Below are 22,232 nucleotides of genomic sequence, written 5' to 3' on the forward strand. Positions count from 1 at the left end.
AGTAAAGACATGGAGCAATACGGCACAATCTTATTGGTTGAAGATGATACTTCATTGGCGCAATGGGTCGCCGAATATCTTGATAACCAAGGCTATAAAACACATTGCTGCTATCGCGGTGATGAAGTTATTGAACGTGTTAAGTCACTAGACCCCGACCTTGTTTTACTCGATCTTATGCTCCCAGGTAAGGACGGTATCAGCGTATGCCGTGACTTGCGTCAGTTTTATAACAAGCCTGTTATTATGCTCACTGCCAAAGATGAAGAAATGGATGAAGTCATCGGTTTGGAAGTCGGTGCTAGCGATTACGTTATCAAGCCTGTTCGTCCTCGTGCCTTACTCGCTCGAATCAAGGCAAATGTGCGCGCTGCACAAGAAAAACCCCAAGATCGTCACGCAGCCAATCACGAACTCGTAGTTGGACAGTTATGTATCGACACTCAAGCTCGTAAAGTCAGTGTTGCTGGCCAAGAAGTCATCGTTTCTAGTGCTGAATATCTACTACTGCAATTTTTAGCCAGTCACGCTGGTGAAGTTGTCTCTCGCGATGCAGTATTTAAAGCGACAAAAGGAAGAGAGTATGACGGCCTCGATAGAAGCGTTGATGTGCTCATTTCTGCCCTACGGAAAAAGTTTAATGATGATCCTCAAAACCCAGAAAAAATTAAAACGGTGTGGGGTAAAGGATATCTACTCGTGCCATCAGCTTGGTAATGAAGGTCGCAAGCTAATATCGTGAAGAAACTCTACATCTACTTACTCGCTGGTGCATTGATTTCAATCTTTGCACTGGGTTGGGTGATCGACACCTATAATCAGCAAACCGCTCCCTTAGAAGATAGTTTTGAGTGGCAAAGCAAACTGATCACCGGCCTTGCGAAGCAAGTTGCAAATATTGAGCAGAAAGAGCGCGAAAATGCAACGACTTTAATTGCCCAACAATTCGACATCAACATTCGGTATAAAGATGGCGATACTTTAGCCATGCCGCTCGAATTAAAGCAACAGATGTTACAACCTGATGGGTTAGTGATAGAGAACGAGAATGTATATCTGCTAAAAACAACCCCTGAAATGGCGCCTGATTACGTTGAACTTGAATGGGAGCCTCAGGTTGAACAGGCAGATTACGACGTATTGCTAACGTTATTTTTCTACGGTGGCATTTGCGCAATATTATGGTTTATTCTCTCTCCGTTAGTTAAACGCTTGATCGTTCTCAACACTGCAGCAAAGCACTTTGCCAGCGGTAATCTAAGCGCGCGCATCGCCCCCAATCATTTCACTTACATCCGTGACTTAGAAAATACCTTTAATCGCATGGCAAGCCAAATAGAGAAGTTAATGGCTGAGAATAAGCTAATGGCCTCCAGTCTTTCTCATGACATTCGAACACCTGTTGCGTGTTTAAGATTTGGCCTAGATGCAGCTTTAGATGAAAGTGATATCGATGCTATTCACGACTATTTAACGCGCATGGAAAAAGATCTAGATCAAATGGAAGATATGCTCTCGAGCTATCTATCTTTTGCGACGCTTGAACAAAAGTCTCATTTACTCAAGCACGAAGTAACAACCCTATCTCGCTATGGTCAAGATCTGATGCAGCAAATGCAACCAAAGCTGCAAAAGAACCAGCTGTCTGGTCGGGTAGAAATTCCTGAACACTTAATGATCCATGGTGACTTACATTGGCTTGCACGAGCAATAAGTAATTTGATCAGCAATGCCTGTGATTTTGCTACTGCCAGTGTGTTATTAAGTGCACACCGCACTGAGCATTGGCTCATTATTACCGTTGAAGACGATGGCCCGGGGATCGCGAGACAAAATTGGGATAAAGTCTTTAGTCCTTTCTTTCAAGAGCAAACTCATCGCAACCGTGCAGGTAAAAGCTATGGCTTAGGCCTTGCAATCGTTGCAAAAGTTATGGATTGGCATCATGGTACAGCCACCGTTAGCCAGTCAGAACGATTAGGTGGCGCAAAATTTGTGCTTTCGCTACCCTGTAAAGAAAAATAATTATTGTAAATAAGTCGCTACACGTCGACTTACTCTATATAGAAATAATCGTGAAAACATTAGCTTATAAGCTAAGCTTTGCTTTTTGAGTGCAACAACTTAATTACGGCTAAATATCAGGCTAAAACTTGCGCTAAATCAAGGTAATTTACTCTTTTTATTTCTTTTTAATTACAGTAGATTGTCAGCGCCGTTAGAAATTTTTAGAGAAGTATAATAATTATGAGCAATGTCCGAGGAGAGTTCAGCTCTCGCTTTGGTTTTATTATGGCCGCCGCAGGGTCGGCGGTAGGTTTGGGAAACATTTGGGGGTTTCCAACACAAACGGCATCCAATGGTGGTGCTGCGTTTGTTTTAGTTTATCTGGTTTTGGCTTTTTGTCTTGCCTATCCAGCACTAATGGCAGAACTCGTCATTGGTCGTCACGGCCAAGCAAATGCCGTATCTTCACTGCGCAAACTAACAAATACAGCATGGCAAAGTAAGCTTGCTTTTGTTGTAGGATTCGGCGGCATAATTTGTGCGGGTCTTATTTTAAGTTTTTATGCCATCGTGGCTGGATGGATGTTTAGCGCAACACTTGAACCCATCGCGGAAGTTGCATCAATGACTCAAGCGCAATCTTGGCTTGCTGATTCGTCTATGTCGCGCAACATCGTCTTTACAGCCGCCTTTATTGCACTCACCGTGCTTATAATTAGTAAAGGCGTAGAAAACGGGATTGAAAAGTGGTCAAAGCGTTTGATGCCTGCACTTATCGGTATTTTATTCTCATTAATTGCGTACGTATTAACCCAAGAAGGTGCTGTTGAAGGTCTTAAGGTGTATCTTGTTCCTGACTTTTACTCTGTGCTTAATCCGCAGTTACTCGTTGATGCCCTAGGACAAGCATTTTTCTCGCTTTCGCTTGGTACCAGCGTGATGATCATTTACGGCTCATACATAAGTAAAAAAGAGAATTTAGTTTCACTTGGTGCAATGGTTACCTTAATCGACGTCTTTATCGCATTCATTGCCGGCTTACTTATCATTCCCGCTATGTATGTCGCGCAAGCGCAAGGTGTAGAGATTTTTGCAGCTGACGGCTCACTGCTTAATGAAGACACCTTAGTGTTTCAAGTATTGCCAGCATTGTTTGATAGCATGGGGAGTATTGGCCTTTTGGTAAGCTTCGCTTTCTTTGCGCTGATGAGTATTGCCGCACTCACCTCTTCTATTTCGATGCTAGAAGCGCCCGTATCCTATGCTGTTGAACGTTTTGCATTGGGCAGAGTACAGGCCACCTGGATCATCGGTACTCTGGTAACAGCTGTGAGCTTCACCATTTTGGTAAACATCGAAACCCTGTTCGGCTTTACTGTTAGCCTAACAACGAAGTTTGGTCAGCCACTACTTGGCATGCTGTGCTGTGTATTTGTCGGTTGGATTTGGCACAGAGCAAAACTGCTTAAAGAAATTGAATCAGGATGCCCGGAAGTTGGCAGTAGTTTCTTCTGGAAAGTATGGCCTTGGTACATCCGCTTCGTTTGTCCAATAGCCATTGCTGCGGTATTTTTAAATTCACTTTAATTTCGCTCATAAAAAGAGGCTACTCATAGCCTCTTTTACTTTTTCACAAATAGCATATCCTGATGCGGGATCCCATCTTCTAGATAATCTTCACCTTGCTTCACAAAGCCGAGTCCAGTATAAAATTTGTCTAAATAACACTGCGCAGAAATAGCTAAAGTCTCATGAGTAATATCCGTTTCACAACAAGCAATCGCGCGATGCATAAGTTCATGTGCAACGCCCTGCCCTCGCAGCATTGGCGAAACGATAACACGGCCAATGGAAGCAGTAGTTGCGGATTTTCTATAACAACGTGCATACGCTAAAATTTGTTCATCTTTAACTAAAAATAGGTGTCGAGTTTCAGGCGCCCTATCGATATCATCAATTTCTGGATAGGGACATGCTTGTTCCACAACGAATACCTCCACCCTTAGCTTTAAAATCTCAAAAAGCTCATCTTTAGTGAGCGCATCATAACTTTTAATTTGCCAATTCATATTATTCTCTGTCATACCAATTAGCTTAATTAAGACTAATTGGTATCCTTTATGCTTAAAATAAAAACGCCCAGACAAAGCTGGGCGTTTTAGAGTAAATTAAGTGATTATGAGAACAGCCGCTCCAACTGATCGCACAATTGAGAGATATTTACGTGATCGTGCTCAATCGTTAGATCGACGTAACCATCCCCTCGAAACGCTCTGTCTAACTCTATCAGTACATGAGTACGATGCGCTTCAGGTACAAACGAAAGCTCAACTTCTTGTAGTCCAAATAATGCACGTGAGTTTGGTCGGTATTCTAGTTCTTGGTAACAACCAGAAACAGACTGAAACTCAGACGCTCGTAAATAGCCCTTTTCTACATCCGCTTTTACTAAATGGAAACCTAAACGCTCCATCGCTGTCATACATGCTTTCACTGCTTCATTTGGATAAATGTGTAAAGCATCTTTGTCTGACGGATCGATTGCTAAATCAATGTCTAAGCCAGTTTCAATCCAAACATGACAACGGTTGAAGCCTGCATTGATTTCTGTGATTGGTGTTTCTGAATGAAGTCGAGCTTCAAAAGGAATAACTTTTTCTTCGCCTGGGCCTATCGTGAAATTATTACCTACACGCCAACGGTCAATAACATGATTACTAAAGTATTCTCCGTCTTCCCCTTCAACCTTAACTCTTGTCATTAGCGCAAGCTCTAAACCTGTTACTTCTTGGCTAACGTCACCGCCTTTTACTACAATTTGCGCTTGAAATTTCTGTCCCGGGTGCAAATGCTCTGTTTCCAATACAGTATCTACTTTTGCCGCACCGATACCGACAGATGCTAGGATCTTCTTAAACATTACGTCTCCTGTCCGGTATGTCCTTACCTGCATCATAACCATATTTTTTCCAACTTGTCAGCGAAAATTTATAATTTATATATCAGGAGGTTTTGGTACACTGCTCATATCTTGGATAAAAATTTAAAGTTATGGAACTGCTCTATTTTGCTGTCGCATTTGCATGCGGATTTTCTGTTTATCAATTAAAGCTTCCTCCTTTGATTGGTTTTTTGATGGCAGGCTTTGTCTTAAACCTACTTGGCCATAAAACCACGGATTTACTTACCCAACTGGCAGATCTTGGTGTAACGCTGCTGCTTTTCAGCATCGGCTTAAAGTTACGAGTTGGTAACTTGATAAAGCCTCAAGTTTGGGCGCCAGCGAGTATGCACATCATTACCAGTACGGCGTTTTTCGCTAGCCTGTTGTTGATGCTAGGGGCGATGAGCCTACCTTTATTTACTAACCTAGACTGGCAAAGCGCTTTATTGGTTGGTTTTGCATTTAGCTTTTCCAGTACCGTTTTTGCGGTAAAAGTGCTGGAAGAACGCGGTGAAATGGCAAGTCTTCACGGTAAAATCTCAATCGGTATTTTGGTTATGCAAGATATCTTTGCGGTTATCTTTCTCGCCGTCAGTACGGGCAAAGTACCCAATATTTGGGCACTGGCACTGCTTGTAGTGCTACCGCTTGTACGTCCAGTTATGTTTTGGGTATTAAGCCGTTCAAAGCATGGTGAGTTACTCCCTCTTTTTGGCTTCTTCTTTGCGTTAGTCGCAGGTTATCATGCCTTTGAATTTGCGGGTCTCAAAGGTGATCTCGGTGCGCTGATCATGGGTATGATTTTTGCCCCACATAAAAAAGCCGGTGAGTTATCAAAATCACTACTGAATGTAAAAGACATCTTGCTTGTTGGCTTTTTCTTGAATATTGGTTTAAATGCCACGATTACACTGGACGCACTTTTAATAGCGATTCTACTGGTAATTGTTCTACCGATTAAAGTCTCACTTTATTATCTCTTCACCAATATGTTCAAATTGCGTGCTCGTACATCGCTATTGAGCGCTTTTACACTCACTAACTATAGCGAGTTTGGTCTTATCGTGTGTGCTGTTGCATCTGCTTCTGGTGCGGTTGCTCCTGACTGGTTAGCAGTCGTGGCTATTGCTGTTTCTATTACTTTTGTGATTGCGTCTCCGCTAAACAAACGCTCGAACGAAATCTACGTTAAATTAGAGCCTTGGTTATTAAAGTTTGAAAGTCAAGACCGCTTAGAAGAAGAGCTCCCCGTAAACCTGACCGATACAAAAATCGTAATATTTGGCATGGGAAGAATTGGAACAGGTGCTTATGAAACGATACAAGCCAGTTTCCCTGATACCGTTGCGGGTGTAGATATTAAGCCTGAGGTGGTTGAAAAACATGTTTCCAGAGGCCGCAGAGTATTGACCGCTGACGCAACCGATCCTGACTTTTGGCAACGTGTAAATCATTCTGAAGTAGAAATGGTAATGCTCGCGATGCCAAAGCATATGCAGAACATTTACGCACTAGAGCAGCTCAAAGCATCGGGTTATAACGGCCAAGTTACCGCCATTGCGAACTACCCTGATCAACAGAAGGAATTAGAAGAAATGGGCGTGAATTCTACCTATAACTTCTACCTTGAAGCAGGTAGTGGTTTTGCAGAACACGTAAAAGAGAAATTATTTACTTAAATTAGATATTGGTTCTCAGTATCATAATTGGTACTGAGAACTATTTTCATATTCAGATCATTATGTTACGTCTAGACGTCTATTTTCATTGTTTCATTCCTCTCATTATTCGATTTACAAAGCTTTACATCCAAGATGGTAATTTGCCCCCACTTCAGAGTAAACTGATCACATCGGACATGGCGTAAGTATCTATTTTATGAACATAAATTGATACCGAATGCCTTTTGAACATCGCGTCACTGGATTGTGAACAAGCTATACCTTTGGGGGTTTTATGATTAAGAATAAATCTAATGGTCAATTTTCTGCAGTAGTGGATGACGTTAAGGCTGCGCCTTTTTCAGACCTCCAAGAAAGGCTAGACGCAATTCAGGACAGCGGCATGACAGCGCTGGCAATTCGCAATATCCTGTTTCATAAAATGCTCGATATGCATGCGGTACCAAACGATCATTATTTAAGAGATGAAGAAACTCCGAGCCGTTTAGACGATCCTAAAATAATTGAGAAGTTAAATGAGCTGGGCTTTTTCCGCAGCAAGCCTTCATCGCAACTACACTAGTAAAGATTTAGGGAGCCTACTCTCCCACATAGGCTGACAATGCCCGTCGTCAGCCTATTTTCCTCTTCCAAGCACAAGCTTTCACCTCTTTCACAAGCATCCTAATAAAGTAATAAATAGCGTAAGCTATTACGGTGATTAGCAACACCAATTTTTCCCTGCAAAGAAGTAGAGCTGAGTAACCGAGATCAGTCACCCTGCGGAGATTTAAGTGGCGGGTTATTTTTCTTTTTCGGTAATAACGTTTTCCAAGCCTGCTTGAATGGCTTCAAGTAAATTGCGGTCAGTGAATCATGCCCTGCATCATATTGCCCAACACCAATGGTAATTTTACCCGCACTCGAGGCCTTAATAAGCGAGCCATACATACGGTCCCAAATGGCTAGTGCCGAGCCTAAATTGGTATCAAAATGGATTGGATTATCACTGTGATGCACTTGATGTTGTGCAGGACTAATAAACCAATTTTCTAGCCTATCACCCCAACTCAGCCATATATGTGAATGCCTTAAATTGGCCCCAAAGATATTAAATAAAAAGACAAACGCATTCGCACCAAGAATATCGTACATACTCAAGCTGCTGCCAAATACGTAATACCCTATTCCAACTACAATTCCTTGAGTTAATGCCATACGACAGGCGTACAGGTAGCTTTCAACGGGATGTGAGCGATAAATGGTAAAGGGGGTTAGGACTTTTGCAGAATGGTGCACCTTGTGAAACTCCCAAAAGAATGGGATTTTATGTAGGATCAGGTGCAGCAAGAACCGAGTGAAGTCATCGACTATAAATAAAAATAACGTAAATAGTCCAATCACCAGCCATTCTGGCGCTTCAATATGTAACGCTGGACCAAAAAGCGCTTCAAGCCCCCCAGATAACCCCAACGCCACCGGTACCATAGTCAACACGATAGGCGTGAACGTCGCCACCTTTATCAATCGATTTGTGACCAATAAACAGTAATCGAGCTTGGCGCTTTTGCACCACCACACTTGCTTGGGAAACAGAAACTTTAAAAAACCTTTACCAGAGCGCACTTTTTCTGTGGCGATATAAACAGGAACAGCCATCAAAATGGCACTAAACAAGTATGGCAAATACACTCTTTTATTGGCATCGAACAAGTAGCCAGGGAGTTCAGTAATGCTTTGCCATAATTGCTCTAACATAGTCATTTCCATCAAAAAGAAATAATGAGTTCATATATTTTTGGAATAGCTCCATAGGCCTTACGACAGGCGCCATGAAGCTGCGGCCCTTATTTTAAGAGCCGCATAGACAATCAATTAAAACTGGTATTTATAGCCTAAACTAAATTGTCTTGGTTTGCCTGGGCGCGCGCCATACGGGCGGCGACTGACAATTTCTGCTTCATCGAACAAGTTATCGATTTTAGCATAGATTTGACCATACTGGCCTAGCTCGTAACTTGCAGATACATCAACGATGGTTGTGCTAGGCACCTTTGCGCCTTCAAGTACAAGCTCAAAGTCTTCAGTGCTTCTGCCAGCAGCTTCGCTCATCTCACTGATGTATTTGATGGCTACGTTAACTTTCCAGTCACTTGCTGCAAGGCCAATATTAAAAGTGGCTTGATGAGATGGTAAATACGGAAGCTCATCACCATTTTTAATATAACCCCATTGTGCGAACGTTGTCGCACGCTCATTCTGGAATTCACCTTTCGTATAGGTGTAGGTGAGACTATAAGGGATATCCAGTTGAAGGTTCAAAGGGTAACGTTGTGCAAACTGCATTTCGAGACCGTAAACATCCACCTCACCGCCACTGAATTGCTGATCTTGCTGGTCATTAACACCACAATTAGACTGACCACAGCTTTCGTTCAGATTCTCATAATCATTGAAAAAGCTCACAATCTCAAACTGAGTCACACCATCATTAAAGCGCCCACCAAATTCGTAGTTAACACTCTTCTCAAGCTCTATATCTGGATCTTGTTGTGGTGAAGAAGGCACAAAACCTTGGTGCACACCAAATAAAAGACCGGCATCATCAGAAAGTTGATAGAAACCACTTAGGCTAGGTAGCCAAATACGGGTGGTTTTATCAATCCAAACATCGGCATCTTTATTATCTTGGTAAGACATGTCCATCAGCTCGCCACGAAGGCCGAGGCCCAAAGTCAACGCATCAAGTTGTACTTTATCTTCTAGATATACCGACCACGCTTTGGTATTTTCAGTATTCAGTGATGTAAACTGCTTTGAACCCTCTAGCAACACAGGTGAACCACCTTCCATTGCATACGCTTGCTCAAAGTGTTTGCGCTCAATTTCATCTTCGTGGAAACGCACACCAACTGCGACGTCATGAGTTAAATTAAACAGGCTAAAGCTGGTATTGGCATCGACTTGAAGACCTTGAGAGAAATACTCACGGTCATTAGTTCCCATATTCAAAAAGATATTTGAACCTGCAACGACAGAGTCCCTTGCCCCTGTGATCACGCCGTACTCATTTGCAAAAGCCTCTGGGTTTGCCATGATTTTTGACAGTGATGGTCCACTTTTGCTCCCCACACTATTGAGCTTGAGCCAAGCTCGCTCATAGTCATTACGGTACAATCTTGTTGTAACGTTAAAGTCTTTGCCATCAAGCACATGGGATAACATTATCTGAGTATGCTTGGTATCCATCTCTGCAGGCTGAGACGCTGCATATCGACGATACGGATTTTCAGCAAAATCTGCATCCGTTAAACCAAGGTAAGTTTCATCGGACAACTCGTCGGCATAGCTGAGTTTTAAGCCAAATGTATGGTTTAGCTCACCTTGAGAAAGTTTATAATTAAACTTGGCTAATATATCGTTCTTCTCAAACCCCGTATCACCACCGCCATCAAGCTCTTTAAAACCATCGGCTTGTAGGTTTACCGCTTCGAATAAGAAGCCGACATTATTTACTACTGAACCGTAGTAACCGTGTGCTTTGGAATAACCGTCGCTGCCAGCCGCAACATCAATACCGCCTTCTGTAAATTCTGGCACTTGGCGAGTCACTAAGTTGAGCGCACCAGCAACTGTTTGCGGACCATGCTTGATAGCCGCAGGCCCTTTGAACACCTCAACCGCGGTCATACGAGTCGTAACCGGAAAATAATAAGCAGCCGGCGCAGAATAAGGAGCTGGGCCAATGAGCACACCGTCTTCCATAATGGTGATTTTTTTGCTTCGCTCAGGTGTTACACCACGAAAACCAATGTTTGGTCGCAGGCCATAACCATCTTCTTCCCGAATATTAACACCAGGTACATTGGAAAGAATACGGTGAATATCATCGTATTCGTATTCTGCCAACTGCGCTTCTGACAATAACGTTGCAGAGCCGGCTTCTTTTCGCAATTTATCGTGATGGCTGATAATAGAGATATGCTCAATATCTTGATTGTCATCCGCAGCTTGCGCTTGAGGTAGTGCAAAAATTACCGCTACCGCTAATAAAGATTTCTTCATGTTCATGCGCTTAGTCATTGTCACCTGCCGAAGTTTGTGGAAGTTCTAGGGCGAGCTTTTCGATAAACTCGGTCTTTAAATCATCCGTCACTTTTTTAACGTCTGTATGCGTTTGCGTCACTTGCTCTGTAGAACCTGCAAGCTCAGCTTTCAGGCTCGCATTCATCGCAAGCAGAGTAGCTTCTGCATCCGCTAGCCCTGCAAGCATGCGCTCTTTTACATCACTACCATTCTCAGCATCTAAAAAGTCGTCAAAGCCCAATGTATTCTCAGCATCTTGGCCATTACCAGTGAAGATGTTTCTAAATGCTCTGATGTTAGCAAGTAAATTCTCTTTCGAATGTTCTGCAATTGGCGACTCCACCGCTTCAGGGCAAGCCTCTAAACCACACGCATTCGGAAAACCTAGGCCTAACGGCGTCGCTATTTTGCCGTCTTTTAACTCTTCGGTCATGTAAAATAGCGCCTTTGATATTTCATTAAGTGCTAAATGAGGCGTGTCAAACGGCGAGCCTGGTTGTCCTGCATTAACAAGTTTAGCTGCATAGCCATTTTCTCCAGTCCATTGAGACAGAAGTGAACTACTCTGCGCTTCAATGTCTTTAGCCACTTCCGTCGCAAACTCACAACGCGCAACCGCTCTTTCCTGAGTCGAACGGCTATTCCATGGTGCCAACGCATCATTCACTGACGAGCAGTTATGGTCAAGATTGGCATTGAATAGAAGGTGCTCTAAGGCAGTTAAGCCTTTACGGTTTGCAGTACGCTCAGAGATATTATAAGGATTGCTAGCATTACCGTTAATAACACCATCCTCAAAATACACTACATCCAAGTCGATATCACATAACGAACCTGTAGCGGGCCAAACGTAAATATTATTTTTAAGCTCTTTACTATTGGCAGTAAGTGGACCCATTTGCATCAATTCAACATACTGCCACCCAACCATAGCGTTGCGCCAACTTTGTTGAGCATTTTGCTTTAACGCAGCGGTATTTTCTGCCAGTATTTTTTCAGCACTACAATAACTCGCAACTTCAAGTTGTTGTGTTACTGCGAGTTCATTGAATTGCTCAATTGCAGGAGTAAGCACATTATTCACTAAGTTACTCACCAAGGCCGCTTCATCAAATTGCGTGGGCAAGGTTGGGTTATCCGTTCCCGAGTTGTTGTCTTTGATCCCTGGACCTTGGCTACTTGAAGTGCTTTCACCACAACCCGACAACACCAAGGCTACTGCTATGGCTGCGGCACTTAAACGTTTAGATACTCTCATTTGTATTCTCTATTATCTATATACAACAAAAGGTTAGCAGAATTAACGGCTAACCTTTTAACGTTATAAACGAAAATTTAGATTACCAGTTGGCAACATTCTCAGCATCGAAACCATATGCATTGGCAATGATTTCTCGCGCTTTCAATAAATCAGCCTTATAAGCTTCAACCTTGTCTGCCGTAAGCTCAGGCTTGTCACCCATTAATTCATGGATTTCAGCAAAAGCAGCATCTGTGACAGGAGAAAACGGATTAAACTGGAAGTTTAATGCGAAGCCTTTCATTTCAGACCAGTGCTTTGCTACTGCATAGAATTGATCAGCATCAAAATCACCTGATGCGATATCATCTAAATCACCATCATCATTTGAGATTGTATCATTGATATAATGCACAACGGTTGCAGCGATAGACTTTTCCCATGCTAACAACGCTTGATTACGCAATGTTTCTAAGCGTGCTTTGTCCTCATCTGACCACTGCGCAACATTAGTACCAACATTAGCGTTGATAAGTTTACGCGCTTCAATAAACGCTAATTGTGCTTCAGCGCTGAAGTCCGTTGGGTTAGCGTTAGATTTAGTGCCACGGTCACGCTTTGCTGCATTGGTTGAGTTACCAAAGTTAAATTCAGATAGTAGATCGATTTTGCCGTCATTATCCAAATCATGATAACCACTTGCATACGCTTCACGGCCACCTTTAGCTGAAAGTTCATCGTCTGTGTAGTCTAGATAATCAACAGCAGCACCGAAATAGCCATAGCCTTCATCAAACTTGTGTTCAAGTTCAGTGTAGCTTTTGCCATCCGCTAATGTCGCGTTATCAGCTGACTTTTCACCAATGAGTAAATCATCTAGATAATCGTCCGCACCTTGAGAAAGCGATACTGCACCGTTTAAGTGTTTTTGCATTAGCTGGGCAAGATCAAGGCCTTCCGGTGTTACATACAGTTTGTTCAGCGTGATAGCTGTGCCATTATGCTCTGCTTTGATTGTTGAGCCATTTTCAAATTGCTGAAGTTGCGCTTGTAGCAGGTCTAAATAGTGTAGGGCTAAACCTTCAGGTGTTTTTGGCTGTGTACCAAAGTTAACCCAACCAGCCATGACACCATCCTCTTCCCATGCTTTATGCATATTAGAGGTATCACGTCCCGCAATTTTACCACCTTCGCCAGCGACGTTTTTCAGTGAACTTGAAATTTGTCCTAATGTGGTTTGTGCAGCGTTTGCGGCAACAGCGAAATCAAGGGTTTCATCCAAGACCACTGTGTCTGTCGGCATCAAGAAGGTTTTAATCTCAGTGATTGCCGCTTCAGCTGTTTTTTGCTCCGCCGCATTACCCACAGTTTCATTACTAAGCTTACCCATTAGGCTCTTAATATGAACCATAGCTGCGTGACGTGCGATTTGGCCAGAATAAGAAACTGAAGATTCGCCTTGTGTGTTATTAAAGGCATAGCGGTTTACACCCGCTTTGTTTTCTTCAGCAATTTGTTGAACAGCAATTTCAGCTTCAACTTCTGTTTTTTCGCCTTTGCTGTCAGTTGCCGTGATAGTTACCGATACTTTACCGCCTTCAACCTGTTCGAAGTTTAGTGCGTTTGCAGCTTTGAGCTTAACCGCACCGTCAACAATTTCAAAACGGTTGTCAGAGATGGTTAGTGTCAATGCACTTACTTCATCGCTATCGTCAGAAAAAGAGATATTTGCAACCGCAGCACCAAGCGTATCCTCAGATACTGATGCACTGTCTACGGTAATAGTAGGTGCAGCATTGGTGGCTGGAGGTGGTGTTGTGTTGTTATCATCGTTGTCATTTGAGTTGCTGCTAGAGCCACCACATGCGGTGAGGCCTAAAGTTGCAGCGAGAATAGCAGTCGTTAACAGAGACTTTTTAAGTGCCATTGAATTGTTCCTTTGAGACTAATTATGTTTATATTTTCATAACTAGGCGTAAAGTATACACACACCTAAATAGCAATCAATATTATTTGCATTGTATAAATAACAATTTTTTTAAAAGTGCTACGTAACAGCTAACTATTCCAGCGCTATCACTTGTGAAAGAGAATACGGATACTCCATATAAAACAAAGGGATAACATCATAAAAATGACGTTATCCCTTTGTCTCAGAAACCTGTTTCACAAATTTCTCCGAATTGAGCATTCGAAAAATCCGAAGTATCTTTGCGTTAAATCAAATTGTTACTTTTTAGTTCCAAACATCGGTAACAAATAAGTAACCCTGACGCCAAATCGTTTTGATCTTCTCTGGACGACTCGGATTATCGTGTAGCTTTTTACGCAAGCGAGAGATGCGAACGTCTATTGTCCGAGTATCTGGGCGATAATATTTGCCAAGGATCTGCTCGTATACAAAGTCACGTTTCACTACTTTGCCGCCATTGCTCGCAAGTAACCATAGCAACTCAAACTCATGGGTTGTGAGGTCAATGCGCTCCTGCCCATAACTCACGCGCCTGGTGTTTTTGTCGATATGCAGCTGGCCAAAGGTTAATTGCTCTGGCTCATCGTCAAACTGCGAGTTTGCAGCTTGCCTTCTTAACACTGCATCAAGTCGAGCTCGCCATAATCTAGGCTTTGCGTCTTTGGAAATAACTTCGTCAGCACCGAGCTCTAAAAACAGGCTGTGAACATCCTCGTCATCGCTGTCAAGACTGACGATCACGGGAGCTTTAAATCTTTGTCTAAATTGGCTGATTGAATCGCAGGTTGGTACGGATGCGATAGCTTGATCAAGCACGATACCGTTAATAGATTTCCCTGAAAAACCGTTCAATTGACCTAATTCCCTCAACAACTCAACAGTATAGCCTTGCTCTTCAAGCATTTTTTGTTGTGATGTCAATATATTGTTATTGCTTTGTGCAACCAAGATAGTGGACACGGACGCACCTCATTCATTCAACATGGATGAACACAGTGTAGTCACGCAACCTGAATGGATGCTTTACAGCGTAAATAATCCTTTTGCCGTATCCCAAAGTGCTTTAACAACTGGGTCATATAACCGTTTATTCTTAGTTACAAGTCCAATTTCAATTTCATCCGATCTAAGCTGTAAAAGCTGAACTTGATTCTTAAATGGACTTTGACTAATTACTATCTCGGGGACACACGCAATACCAAACCCTAAACTCGCGAGCGCAACCATAGCTTCATGACCCGAAACATGCGCATAAACTTTAGGAACAAAATTGTGTTTTTTGCAAAAGTTATCGGTTCGATCTTTTAACACGCCTTGCTCTGGCATAATAAAAGACAGCCTCTGCCACGGCACTTCACTATGACTATATTCATCAATAATAGACTTAAGCGGACAGTCCATCGTTGGGCCAATAAACACCAATCTCGAACGGCCGATTGGCAAGTACTCTATACCGTTCGGTAAATGTTTTGGCTTCACAGCTACCGCGACATCTTCCTTACCACTGGCCACTTCTGCTATTGAATGCGCGGGGTCGCCGGTAATAAGATTTAACTCTACTTGAGGGTACAGATGGCGAAACTTGGAAAAAAGGTCATAAATAAAACTGTAAGTCGCGGTCACGGAACAAAATAAACTCAGCTCACCAGTCAAAGGCTTATCATCGTCAACGCATTCACTCTTAAACTGCCGCCAGCTTGCTAATGTCGCTTGCGCGTAATGAACAAACGCTTTGCCTTGCTGAGTCAGCTCAACGGTGCGATTATCTCGTAGGAATAAAGGCGCGCCAACTTCCTCTTCTAACTGTTTGATTTGACGACTTAATGTCGGAGGACTTACAAAACAGCGTTCACTCGCCCGAGAAAAATGCAGCGTATCTGCAAGTGCCAAAAAATATTTAAGTTGTTTGTGATTCATAGTATTTCACCTTTTGAAACACTATAGTTCAAATATATCATTTTACGCAATCAAAAGTTCGCCCTACTCTGACTTCAATCTATTTCTACAGAATCAGGAAATATCATGTCGAATTACTTTAATACTTTATCTTTACGTGAGCAATTAGCTCAGCTTTCTCAATGTGAATTCATGGATCCAAAAGAATTCGAACAAGGTGTCGACGTTCTGATTGGTAAAAAACTGGTCATCGTTGGTTGTGGCGCACAAGGTTTGAACCAAGGTCTAAACTTAAGAGACTCTGGCTTGAACGTCAGTTACGCACTACGCCCTTCAGCAATTGAAGAAAAACGTCAATCTTTTCTTAATGCATCTGAAAACGGCTTTATAGTTGGCACCTATGAAGAACTCATTCCTGAAGCTGATTTGGTTCTAAACTTAACGCCTGACAAACAACATACTTCTGTTGTAAACGCAGTCATGCCGTTAATGAAAAAAGGCGCAACACTTGCTTACTCTCACGGCTTCAACATCGTAGAAGAAGGTATGCAAGTGCGTGAAGATATCACCGTAATCATGGTTGCACCAAAATGTCCTGGCACAGAAGTGCGTGAAGAGTACAAACGCGGCTTTGGTGTACCTACGCTGATAGCAGTTCACCCTGAAAACGACCCTGAGGGTAAAGGTCTCGCGCAAGCTAAGGCATATGCGGCGGGAACCGGTGGTCATCGTGCTGGCGTATTGCAGTCATCATTTATTGCTGAGGTAAAATCAGATCTAATGGGTGAGCAAACCATCCTATGTGGTATGTTACAAACTGGCTCACTACTATGCTTTGACAAAATGGTAGAAGAAGGCATTGAACCTGGATATGCATCAAAGCTCGTACAATATGGCTGGGAGATCATCACTGAAGCGCTAAAACACGGTGGTATCACCAATATGATGGACAGACTGTCTAACCCCGCTAAGTTACGCGCATTTGAACTGAGCGAGCAACTAAAAGACATCATGCGCCCGCTTTATAACAAGCATATGGACGACATCATCAGTGGTGAGTTTTCAGAAGGTATGATGGCTGATTGGGCTGAAAACGACAATAAATTGCTTACATGGCGTGCAGAAACCGCACAAACTGCGTTTGAAAAGCAAGCGAATACTGATATTGAAATTTCAGAGCAGACTTTCTTCGACCAAGGTATTTTGATGGTTGCTATGGTCAAAGCTGGTGTAGAGCTAGCGTTCGAAACCATGACAGCAGCAGGCATTATTGATGAATCAGCGTACTACGAATCACTACACGAAACGCCGCTAATCGCGAACACCATTGCGCGCAAAAAGCTGTTCGAGATGAACCGTACTATTTCTGATACCGCAGAATATGGTTGCTACCTGTATAATCACGCATGTCTACCACTATTGAAGCCATTTATGGAATCAATCACAAAACGTGAGATTGGTGAAGGCTTGTTAGACAGTGACAATTATGCTGACAACCAAAAGCTCATCGCTGTAAACCGTGCGATCCGTAACCATCCGGTAGAAAAAATAGGTGAAATCCTTCGCGGTTACATGTCAGATATGAAAAAGATTGTTTAGTAAGCAGAAATAAATTTGCGTCAATAATATAGCAAACTAGTTCGCTTGTTAGTAACCAAGGCCACTTTCCACCCTGAGATTGTGGCCTTTTATCTCTATTTCTCAACATAACCACCCATTTAACTCAAATACAGTTAACACTAAATACTGAGATTAACTTTATTTTATAAACCAAAATTATTTTTTTGTGACTTGGATTGTTACTTGTTCCGAGCTGGTTATTTACTATGCTAGAATAATCGGTTCCACGGGATTACACACACTAATCGAATGCAAAACACAGGTTTAACAATTACTCAAAGAATTACCCTTTTGGGTAGTCTCATTGCGATTGCTGTCGCTTGTTTAATCGGGTTTACCTCGCTTTACAGCGCCAAAACGCTCATTAATGAACGCATGATGCAGTCTGAATTGCCAAGCAAGATAGAAAGTATCAATAAATCATTAAGCAAGCAGATAGACACGTTGAAAAATGCAGCCGAGCAGCTTTCAAGCAATTTATTAATCACCCAAAGTGCCAAGCAAAATACTTTGGACGAAAAACTTCTTGTCAACGAACTCAAGCGTATTGCGGCGCAGTATGACTTAGTTACGGCTTCTTGGGCTAACCGCGAAACCAATCAATATTGGAATCAAAACGGCTTTCTGCGAGTACTAAATAGAGAGCAGGATGGTTGGTTTTTCGGCTTTACCACCAGTGGCTCGCCATACTCTATTAGTATCTATCAAGAAGCACCGGGCGATGTAAAAATGTTTGTAAACCATCAACAACTAAGCGGTGTTGGTTTAGCTGGACTTGCGAAAAGTATTGATGATATGCAGGCGATGCTTGCTAATATGAAAATCGAGCAAAGTGGCTTTGTTTTCGTCATTAATAGGCAAGGTACGGTGCAATTGCACCCAGATGCAGGCAAAGTCGCAAAGTCCTCAATTGAAGACTTTTACGGCCAGCACAGTCGCGATTTTACCTCCACACATGGATTTATCGTTAAAGAGTTGGAAGTGGGTGGCGAAACCAATTTAGTTGCAGCGAGCCCAATTCCAAACACAGATTTGCTTGTTATTGCCCAAGTGCCAACCAGTGAAATCAATAGTGGGATCACTTCTTTGCAGTGGCAAATCATTGGTTTTTCGCTGGTGATTGCGCTAGTGGCGAGCTTTTTTAGTATGCTGCTGGCTAAAAACTTAAGCGCGCCACTTAAAAAGATGGCAGATTTATTTGAACAGCTTGGCAGCGGCGACGCAAAACTCAATTATCGTTTACCAGACTCAGCACAACCTGAACTTCATGCTTTGGCTGGCGGCTTCAACCAGTTTATGGCTAAGATCGAAGAAGCTATCCACATGGTTGCGGAAGAGAGCCGTTCAATTCGCGTGACGAGCGAAGCCGTGTTTAAACAGAGCCAGCAAAACTCTCAGTCTCTGGATGAACAAAAGTCTCAAACTATGTCTGTTGCCGCGGCAATCAATGAAATGGGTGCGACAGTACAAGAGATAGCGAGCAGCGCGACCAATACGGCAAAATTAACAGAAGAAAGTAAAGCGTCAACTAAGCGCAGCCGTCAAGGTGTGCAAGAAAGCCAAGAAACACTTCACTTACTTGCTGGTGACATCGAAAATATGGCAGGTCAAGTCGCTACATTGGCCGAAAAAACACAGTCCATTGCCAACATCGTTGATGTGATCAGAGGCATATCTGAGCAAACCAACTTGCTTGCACTCAATGCCGCGATTGAGTCTGCGCGTGCGGGTGAGCATGGCCGTGGGTTTGCCGTCGTTGCAGATGAGGTGAGAGCGCTTGCGAGCCGTACATCACAATCTACCGACGAGATCCAAGCAACGATATCTGAATTAACTCAGGTGTCTGGCGCTGTCGTAAACCAAATCCAACAATCCAGTGAACAAGCAGAGCAAAGTGTTCAAACAATGCAATCGTCAGTGGAGTTAATGTTGGAAATATCGGAAACCGCAAATCAAATAAATGACATGACCGCGCTTATCGCAACAGCGACAGAAGAGCAAAGTAATGTCGTCGCGGACGTCGGCCGCAACATCGAGCAAATTAGCGAAATAAGCGATGCCGTGATGAACGAGCAACTTGACACGGAACAAGCAATTCAACGTCTTGCTGCATCAGCAAAAGCGCTTGATGATCTTGTCGCGAGCTTTTAACCTTTGTTCAACTCTAAAGTAAGCCTGCACGTTTCGTCTTGTAGGCTTACCCTTTCACATTGTCTCTTTGTTACATGGTGTAACAATCACACCGCGCAAATTTTGCAATTATAGTCTAAATTCAATAATAGTAAGGGCCAAAGATAAGCAATGAAGCCATAACTAAAAGTCAGCCGAATGCCCAATCTGGAGGTTGTATGAAGATAGTAATTCAGTTCTCTATTATTGTGCTTAGTGTTTTACTTAGTGCCTGTAATAGCACTCCCAAAGCGACGATAGACACGTCAATTCTCAATTCAAAGCATCAATTTAATATCCAGCCTGTAGAGTCATACTCAGAGGTATTTCAGCTAAACAATCAAATTAAAGCAAAACTCGCGCAATATTTTCATAACGACGAAATTGGCGTTAAACGCGCAAAAATGTTGATGGCGTTTTTGGTCAATAGTGGCGACGATTCAATGTCATATTTATCTGGTGCTAATCTCACTGCCAACCAAGCTTTTAGTAATATGAATGCCAATTGTCTTTCGCTTTCAATTTTAACCCATGCTATCGCGAGACAAGTGGGTTTGAGAACACAATTTCAACGTGTACACATACCCGAATATTGGGATGAGAGCCAAGGCTACAGCTTGCTTACAGGGCACGTAAACATAAAAATATTTGAAGTGGATAATACCCAAGATTCTGTAAAAACACTCTATGTCAAACCCGCTTCCGTTACCGTAGACTTTGACCCTAATAGCAGAGCACAACATTTTAGTACATCGGCAATAGATACAAACACTATCTTATCCATGTTTTATAACAACAAAGGCGCCATGGAAATGATTAATGGCGACCTTGACATGGCCTACAGTTACTACAAAGCAGCGGTAGAGAGCGATCCCTATCACGATGGCGCATGGGGTAATCTTGGGATCCTATATCGCCTAACTCAACAGTACGACCTTGCTGAGCGCGCATATAACCAAGCACTTGCCATTAATCATGACAATCGAAACGCACTAGGCAATCTTGCAAAACTTTACCACCTCACAGAGCGTGACCACGAAGCAAAAATGATCGAAGCCAATATTCACAACTTAAGAAAGAGCAATCCCTATTATATGCTAGTGTTGGGTAATGAAGCGTTTAAGCATGGAAATTTAAGTCGCGCTAAGCATTTTTATCAAAAAGCTTATCAACTCGACCATAGTATTCACGGCAGTTTCTTTGGATTAGCAAAAGTTGCATTTGAAGAAGGGAATAGAGAAAAAGCAGAGTACTACCTCAATAAAGCATACAAAGCATCTGTCTTCGAGCACGACAAAACACGCTACGAAGGCAAATTAGCCTTGTTGAGAGGTGTTGCAAGCAACCAGTTACATTCCACAGACGACGATGAGAGATAACAATAACAATGAAGAAGCTCCCGTTCAAACTACTTGGCATGATGCTAACCGCGATATGTACCACGAGTGCAGTGGCGCAAACGCAACATCCAAGTATTGTTCATGTTGATAATATATTGGTGCAGGATCTTCAAACACTTACGAGCATTAGTCACCAAGGCCGTAAAAGTGGAGCCCAATCGCCTAACATCAGTGCACAATATATTTTTGCTGCTTTTGAGCAATTAGGTGGAAATCCGAGCTATCAGCACTTTACCTTTAGAGCCGGTATTTTTAGTAAAGACGCAGGTCACAACATCACAGCGACTTTGCCTTGCACCCAACCTCGTTGTGACAAGGCCATTGTTATCAGTGCGCATTACGACCATTTAGGAACCACAGGACAGAGACATTATCCAGGCGCCAATGATAATGCATCTGGCGTAGCTGCGATGTTACACATGGCTAGGCAACTCAGTAAAACAAATCGCGCTCGCGATATATTGTTTGTCGCCACCGATGCTGAAGAGCGCGGCTTACATGGTGCAAAATATTATGCCAAACACCTTACTCAGGAAGTTGAACTCAATATCAACCTCGATATGTTAGGGATAAATAACAACAACCGTTTATTTGCGTTGTTTTCACCGGGTTTTAAGGAATATAAAACTGAGCTCCAGAACAAGGTACAATCTCAAATCAAATTGACTATAGTGTCGTCACAACGACAAATTGAGCGTTATACAAATAATCCGAGAATTGATTGGCACAAAGCAAGCGATCACTACGCTTTTTATCGCCAAGGGATCCCCTATATTTATTTCGGTATGGGTGAAGATAAACATCATCACACTACAAGAGATACATTAGATAATATGGATTTAAATAAGTATCAGGCAGGGGTAAATCTCATTAATGACTTTATTTTGTCATTAACTCGCTCACCACTTGACTCTACTAGCTGAATTTTTTGTGCTTTTGTAAGCTGCTTAACATGCCACTCAAGTTTTGCAGCTTGGGATTTAGTACCGACTCGATATTGATATTTTAACGTTAAGGGTCCTTTACCTTTTAAATTTTTTGCCCCTTTCCCAGCCTGATGTTGCTCTATGCGCCGTTCTACATTGGTTGTTATTCCTGTGTACCAATGACCAAAGCGCGTTTCTAGGATATATAAGCTCCAAGTAGCTTGGTGTTCCGTTTTATTGGGCTCGCTAAGTAACATCTTTCCTAGCACTTCGTGGTTCTCCTCAAGATCTTATCTGCAATTTGTGTTGCA

General features: G+C 42.6%; 18 protein-coding genes. 9 read left to right on the forward strand and 9 right to left on the reverse strand.

The features are described from left to right. The first annotated feature begins 9 nt into the window (after positions 1-9). From MHN30_RS08805 to MHN30_RS08815, 3 genes are all read left to right on the forward strand, one after another. Positions 10-717 carry a response regulator gene (locus tag MHN30_RS08805; RefSeq protein WP_130164308.1) on the forward strand — a complete coding sequence of 236 codons (708 nt, stop codon included), beginning with the start codon at positions 10-12 and terminating at the stop codon, positions 715-717. Positions 718-738: 21 nt separating this feature from the next. Continuing rightward, a complete protein-coding gene (locus MHN30_RS08810) occupies positions 739-2,025 on the forward strand; it encodes a HAMP domain-containing sensor histidine kinase (protein WP_239359268.1) in 1,287 nt (428 codons plus the stop codon). 222 nt (positions 2,026-2,247) lie between these two features. Next, positions 2,248-3,594 carry a sodium-dependent transporter gene (locus tag MHN30_RS08815; RefSeq protein ID WP_130164310.1) on the forward strand — a complete coding sequence of 449 codons (1,347 nt, stop codon included), beginning with the start codon at positions 2,248-2,250 and terminating at the stop codon, positions 3,592-3,594. A 35-nt stretch (positions 3,595-3,629) separates the two neighbouring features. On the opposite strand, the gene MHN30_RS08820 is transcribed toward MHN30_RS08815, so the two are convergent. Both MHN30_RS08820 and MHN30_RS08825 read right to left on the reverse strand, forming a co-directional pair. After that, positions 3,630-4,076: a GNAT family N-acetyltransferase gene (locus MHN30_RS08820; RefSeq protein ID WP_130164349.1), complete on the reverse strand. Its 447-nt coding sequence runs from the start codon at positions 4,074-4,076 to the stop codon at positions 3,630-3,632. 107 nt (positions 4,077-4,183) lie between these two features. Further along, a complete protein-coding gene (locus tag MHN30_RS08825; protein WP_010605088.1) occupies positions 4,184-4,927 on the reverse strand; it encodes a sporulation protein in 744 nt (247 codons plus the stop codon). Positions 4,928-5,058: 131 nt separating this feature from the next. Here MHN30_RS08825 and MHN30_RS08830 point away from each other — a divergent pair, with 131 nt between their 5' ends. Both MHN30_RS08830 and MHN30_RS08835 read left to right on the forward strand, forming a co-directional pair. Then, positions 5,059-6,630 carry a cation:proton antiporter family protein gene (locus tag MHN30_RS08830; protein WP_130164311.1) on the forward strand — a complete coding sequence of 524 codons (1,572 nt, stop codon included), beginning with the start codon at positions 5,059-5,061 and terminating at the stop codon, positions 6,628-6,630. A 277-nt stretch (positions 6,631-6,907) separates the two neighbouring features. Next, complete coding sequence (locus MHN30_RS08835) at positions 6,908-7,195, forward strand: hypothetical protein (RefSeq protein WP_069020008.1); 288 nt, start codon at positions 6,908-6,910, stop codon at positions 7,193-7,195. Between the two features lie 188 nt (positions 7,196-7,383). Here the strand turns inward: MHN30_RS08835 and MHN30_RS08840 are convergent, their stop codons facing one another. The 6 genes from MHN30_RS08840 to ilvY form a co-directional block, all read right to left on the reverse strand. Beyond that, positions 7,384-8,370, reverse strand: a complete 987-nt coding sequence (locus MHN30_RS08840; RefSeq protein WP_239359272.1) for a sterol desaturase family protein — start codon at positions 8,368-8,370, stop codon at positions 7,384-7,386. Between the two features lie 117 nt (positions 8,371-8,487). Next, a complete protein-coding gene (locus MHN30_RS08845) occupies positions 8,488-10,695 on the reverse strand; it encodes a TonB-dependent receptor (protein ID WP_239359274.1) in 2,208 nt (735 codons plus the stop codon). Beyond that, positions 10,688-11,956, reverse strand: a complete 1,269-nt coding sequence (locus MHN30_RS08850) for an imelysin family protein (protein ID WP_239359276.1) — start codon at positions 11,954-11,956, stop codon at positions 10,688-10,690. The genes MHN30_RS08845 and MHN30_RS08850 overlap by 8 nt, the downstream gene beginning before the upstream one ends. Before the next feature lie 82 nt (positions 11,957-12,038). Beyond that, the gene (locus MHN30_RS08855; RefSeq protein ID WP_239359277.1) at positions 12,039-13,865 is read right to left on the reverse strand and encodes an Ig-like domain-containing protein; all 1,827 of its coding nucleotides are present in this window, start codon (positions 13,863-13,865) and stop codon (positions 12,039-12,041) included. Positions 13,866-14,174: 309 nt separating this feature from the next. Next, positions 14,175-14,870, reverse strand: a complete 696-nt coding sequence (locus MHN30_RS08860) for a response regulator transcription factor (protein WP_010373828.1) — start codon at positions 14,868-14,870, stop codon at positions 14,175-14,177. A 63-nt stretch (positions 14,871-14,933) separates the two neighbouring features. Further along, positions 14,934-15,827, reverse strand: a complete 894-nt coding sequence (ilvY, locus tag MHN30_RS08865; protein WP_130164316.1) for an HTH-type transcriptional activator IlvY — start codon at positions 15,825-15,827, stop codon at positions 14,934-14,936. Positions 15,828-15,932: 105 nt separating this feature from the next. Here ilvY and ilvC point away from each other — a divergent pair, with 105 nt between their 5' ends. The 4 genes from ilvC to MHN30_RS08885 all read left to right on the forward strand — a co-directional run bounded on the left by ilvC (position 15,933) and on the right by MHN30_RS08885 (position 21,918). Beyond that, positions 15,933-17,405, forward strand: a complete 1,473-nt coding sequence (gene ilvC / locus MHN30_RS08870) for a ketol-acid reductoisomerase (protein ID WP_239359278.1) — start codon at positions 15,933-15,935, stop codon at positions 17,403-17,405. A gap of 270 nt (positions 17,406-17,675) precedes the next feature. Continuing rightward, positions 17,676-19,577 carry a methyl-accepting chemotaxis protein gene (locus tag MHN30_RS08875; RefSeq protein ID WP_130164317.1) on the forward strand — a complete coding sequence of 634 codons (1,902 nt, stop codon included), beginning with the start codon at positions 17,676-17,678 and terminating at the stop codon, positions 19,575-19,577. 197 nt (positions 19,578-19,774) lie between these two features. Then, entirely contained in the window at positions 19,775-20,974 is a 1,200-nt protein-coding gene (locus MHN30_RS08880; RefSeq protein ID WP_130164318.1) for a tetratricopeptide repeat protein, read from the forward strand. A gap of 8 nt (positions 20,975-20,982) precedes the next feature. Beyond that, on the forward strand, positions 20,983-21,918 hold the full coding sequence (locus MHN30_RS08885) for a M20/M25/M40 family metallo-hydrolase (protein ID WP_239359279.1): 936 nt from the start codon (positions 20,983-20,985) through the stop codon (positions 21,916-21,918). Here MHN30_RS08885 and MHN30_RS08890 read toward each other — a convergent pair. Continuing rightward, positions 21,846-22,178 (reverse strand): GIY-YIG nuclease family protein, encoded by a 333-nt coding sequence (locus MHN30_RS08890; protein ID WP_045987601.1) that lies wholly within the window; start codon positions 22,176-22,178, stop codon positions 21,846-21,848. The genes MHN30_RS08885 and MHN30_RS08890 overlap by 73 nt on opposite strands. Positions 22,179-22,232 lie beyond the last annotated feature (54 nt).

The organism is Pseudoalteromonas sp. OF7H-1, assembly GCF_022347825.1.
In the GTDB taxonomy this organism is placed as follows: Bacteria; Pseudomonadota; Gammaproteobacteria; order Enterobacterales; family Alteromonadaceae; genus Pseudoalteromonas; species Pseudoalteromonas maricaloris.

Bases quoted from the DNA above. Each gene is read 5' to 3' on its own strand.
- MHN30_RS08805 (WP_130164308.1), top strand. From the start codon at position 10: ATGGAGCAATACGGCACAATCTTATTGGTTGAAGATGATACTTCATTG.
- MHN30_RS08815 (WP_130164310.1), top strand. From the start codon at position 2,248: ATGAGCAATGTCCGAGGAGAGTTCAGCTCTCGCTTTGGTTTTATTATG.
- MHN30_RS08820 (WP_130164349.1), bottom strand. From the start codon at position 4,076: ATGAATTGGCAAATTAAAAGTTATGATGCGCTCACTAAAGATGAGCTT.
- MHN30_RS08825 (WP_010605088.1), bottom strand. From the start codon at position 4,927: ATGTTTAAGAAGATCCTAGCATCTGTCGGTATCGGTGCGGCAAAAGTA.
- MHN30_RS08830 (WP_130164311.1), top strand. From the start codon at position 5,059: ATGGAACTGCTCTATTTTGCTGTCGCATTTGCATGCGGATTTTCTGTT.
- MHN30_RS08835 (WP_069020008.1), top strand. From the start codon at position 6,908: ATGATTAAGAATAAATCTAATGGTCAATTTTCTGCAGTAGTGGATGAC.
- MHN30_RS08840 (WP_239359272.1), bottom strand. From the start codon at position 8,370: ATGTTAGAGCAATTATGGCAAAGCATTACTGAACTCCCTGGCTACTTG.
- MHN30_RS08845 (WP_239359274.1), bottom strand. From the start codon at position 10,695: ATGACTAAGCGCATGAACATGAAGAAATCTTTATTAGCGGTAGCGGTA.
- MHN30_RS08850 (WP_239359276.1), bottom strand. From the start codon at position 11,956: ATGAGAGTATCTAAACGTTTAAGTGCCGCAGCCATAGCAGTAGCCTTG.
- MHN30_RS08855 (WP_239359277.1), bottom strand. From the start codon at position 13,865: ATGGCACTTAAAAAGTCTCTGTTAACGACTGCTATTCTCGCTGCAACT.
- ilvY (WP_130164316.1), bottom strand. From the start codon at position 15,827: ATGAATCACAAACAACTTAAATATTTTTTGGCACTTGCAGATACGCTG.
- ilvC (WP_239359278.1), top strand. From the start codon at position 15,933: ATGTCGAATTACTTTAATACTTTATCTTTACGTGAGCAATTAGCTCAG.
- MHN30_RS08875 (WP_130164317.1), top strand. From the start codon at position 17,676: ATGCAAAACACAGGTTTAACAATTACTCAAAGAATTACCCTTTTGGGT.
- MHN30_RS08880 (WP_130164318.1), top strand. From the start codon at position 19,775: ATGAAGATAGTAATTCAGTTCTCTATTATTGTGCTTAGTGTTTTACTT.
- MHN30_RS08885 (WP_239359279.1), top strand. From the start codon at position 20,983: ATGAAGAAGCTCCCGTTCAAACTACTTGGCATGATGCTAACCGCGATA.
- MHN30_RS08890 (WP_045987601.1), bottom strand. From the start codon at position 22,178: ATGTTACTTAGCGAGCCCAATAAAACGGAACACCAAGCTACTTGGAGC.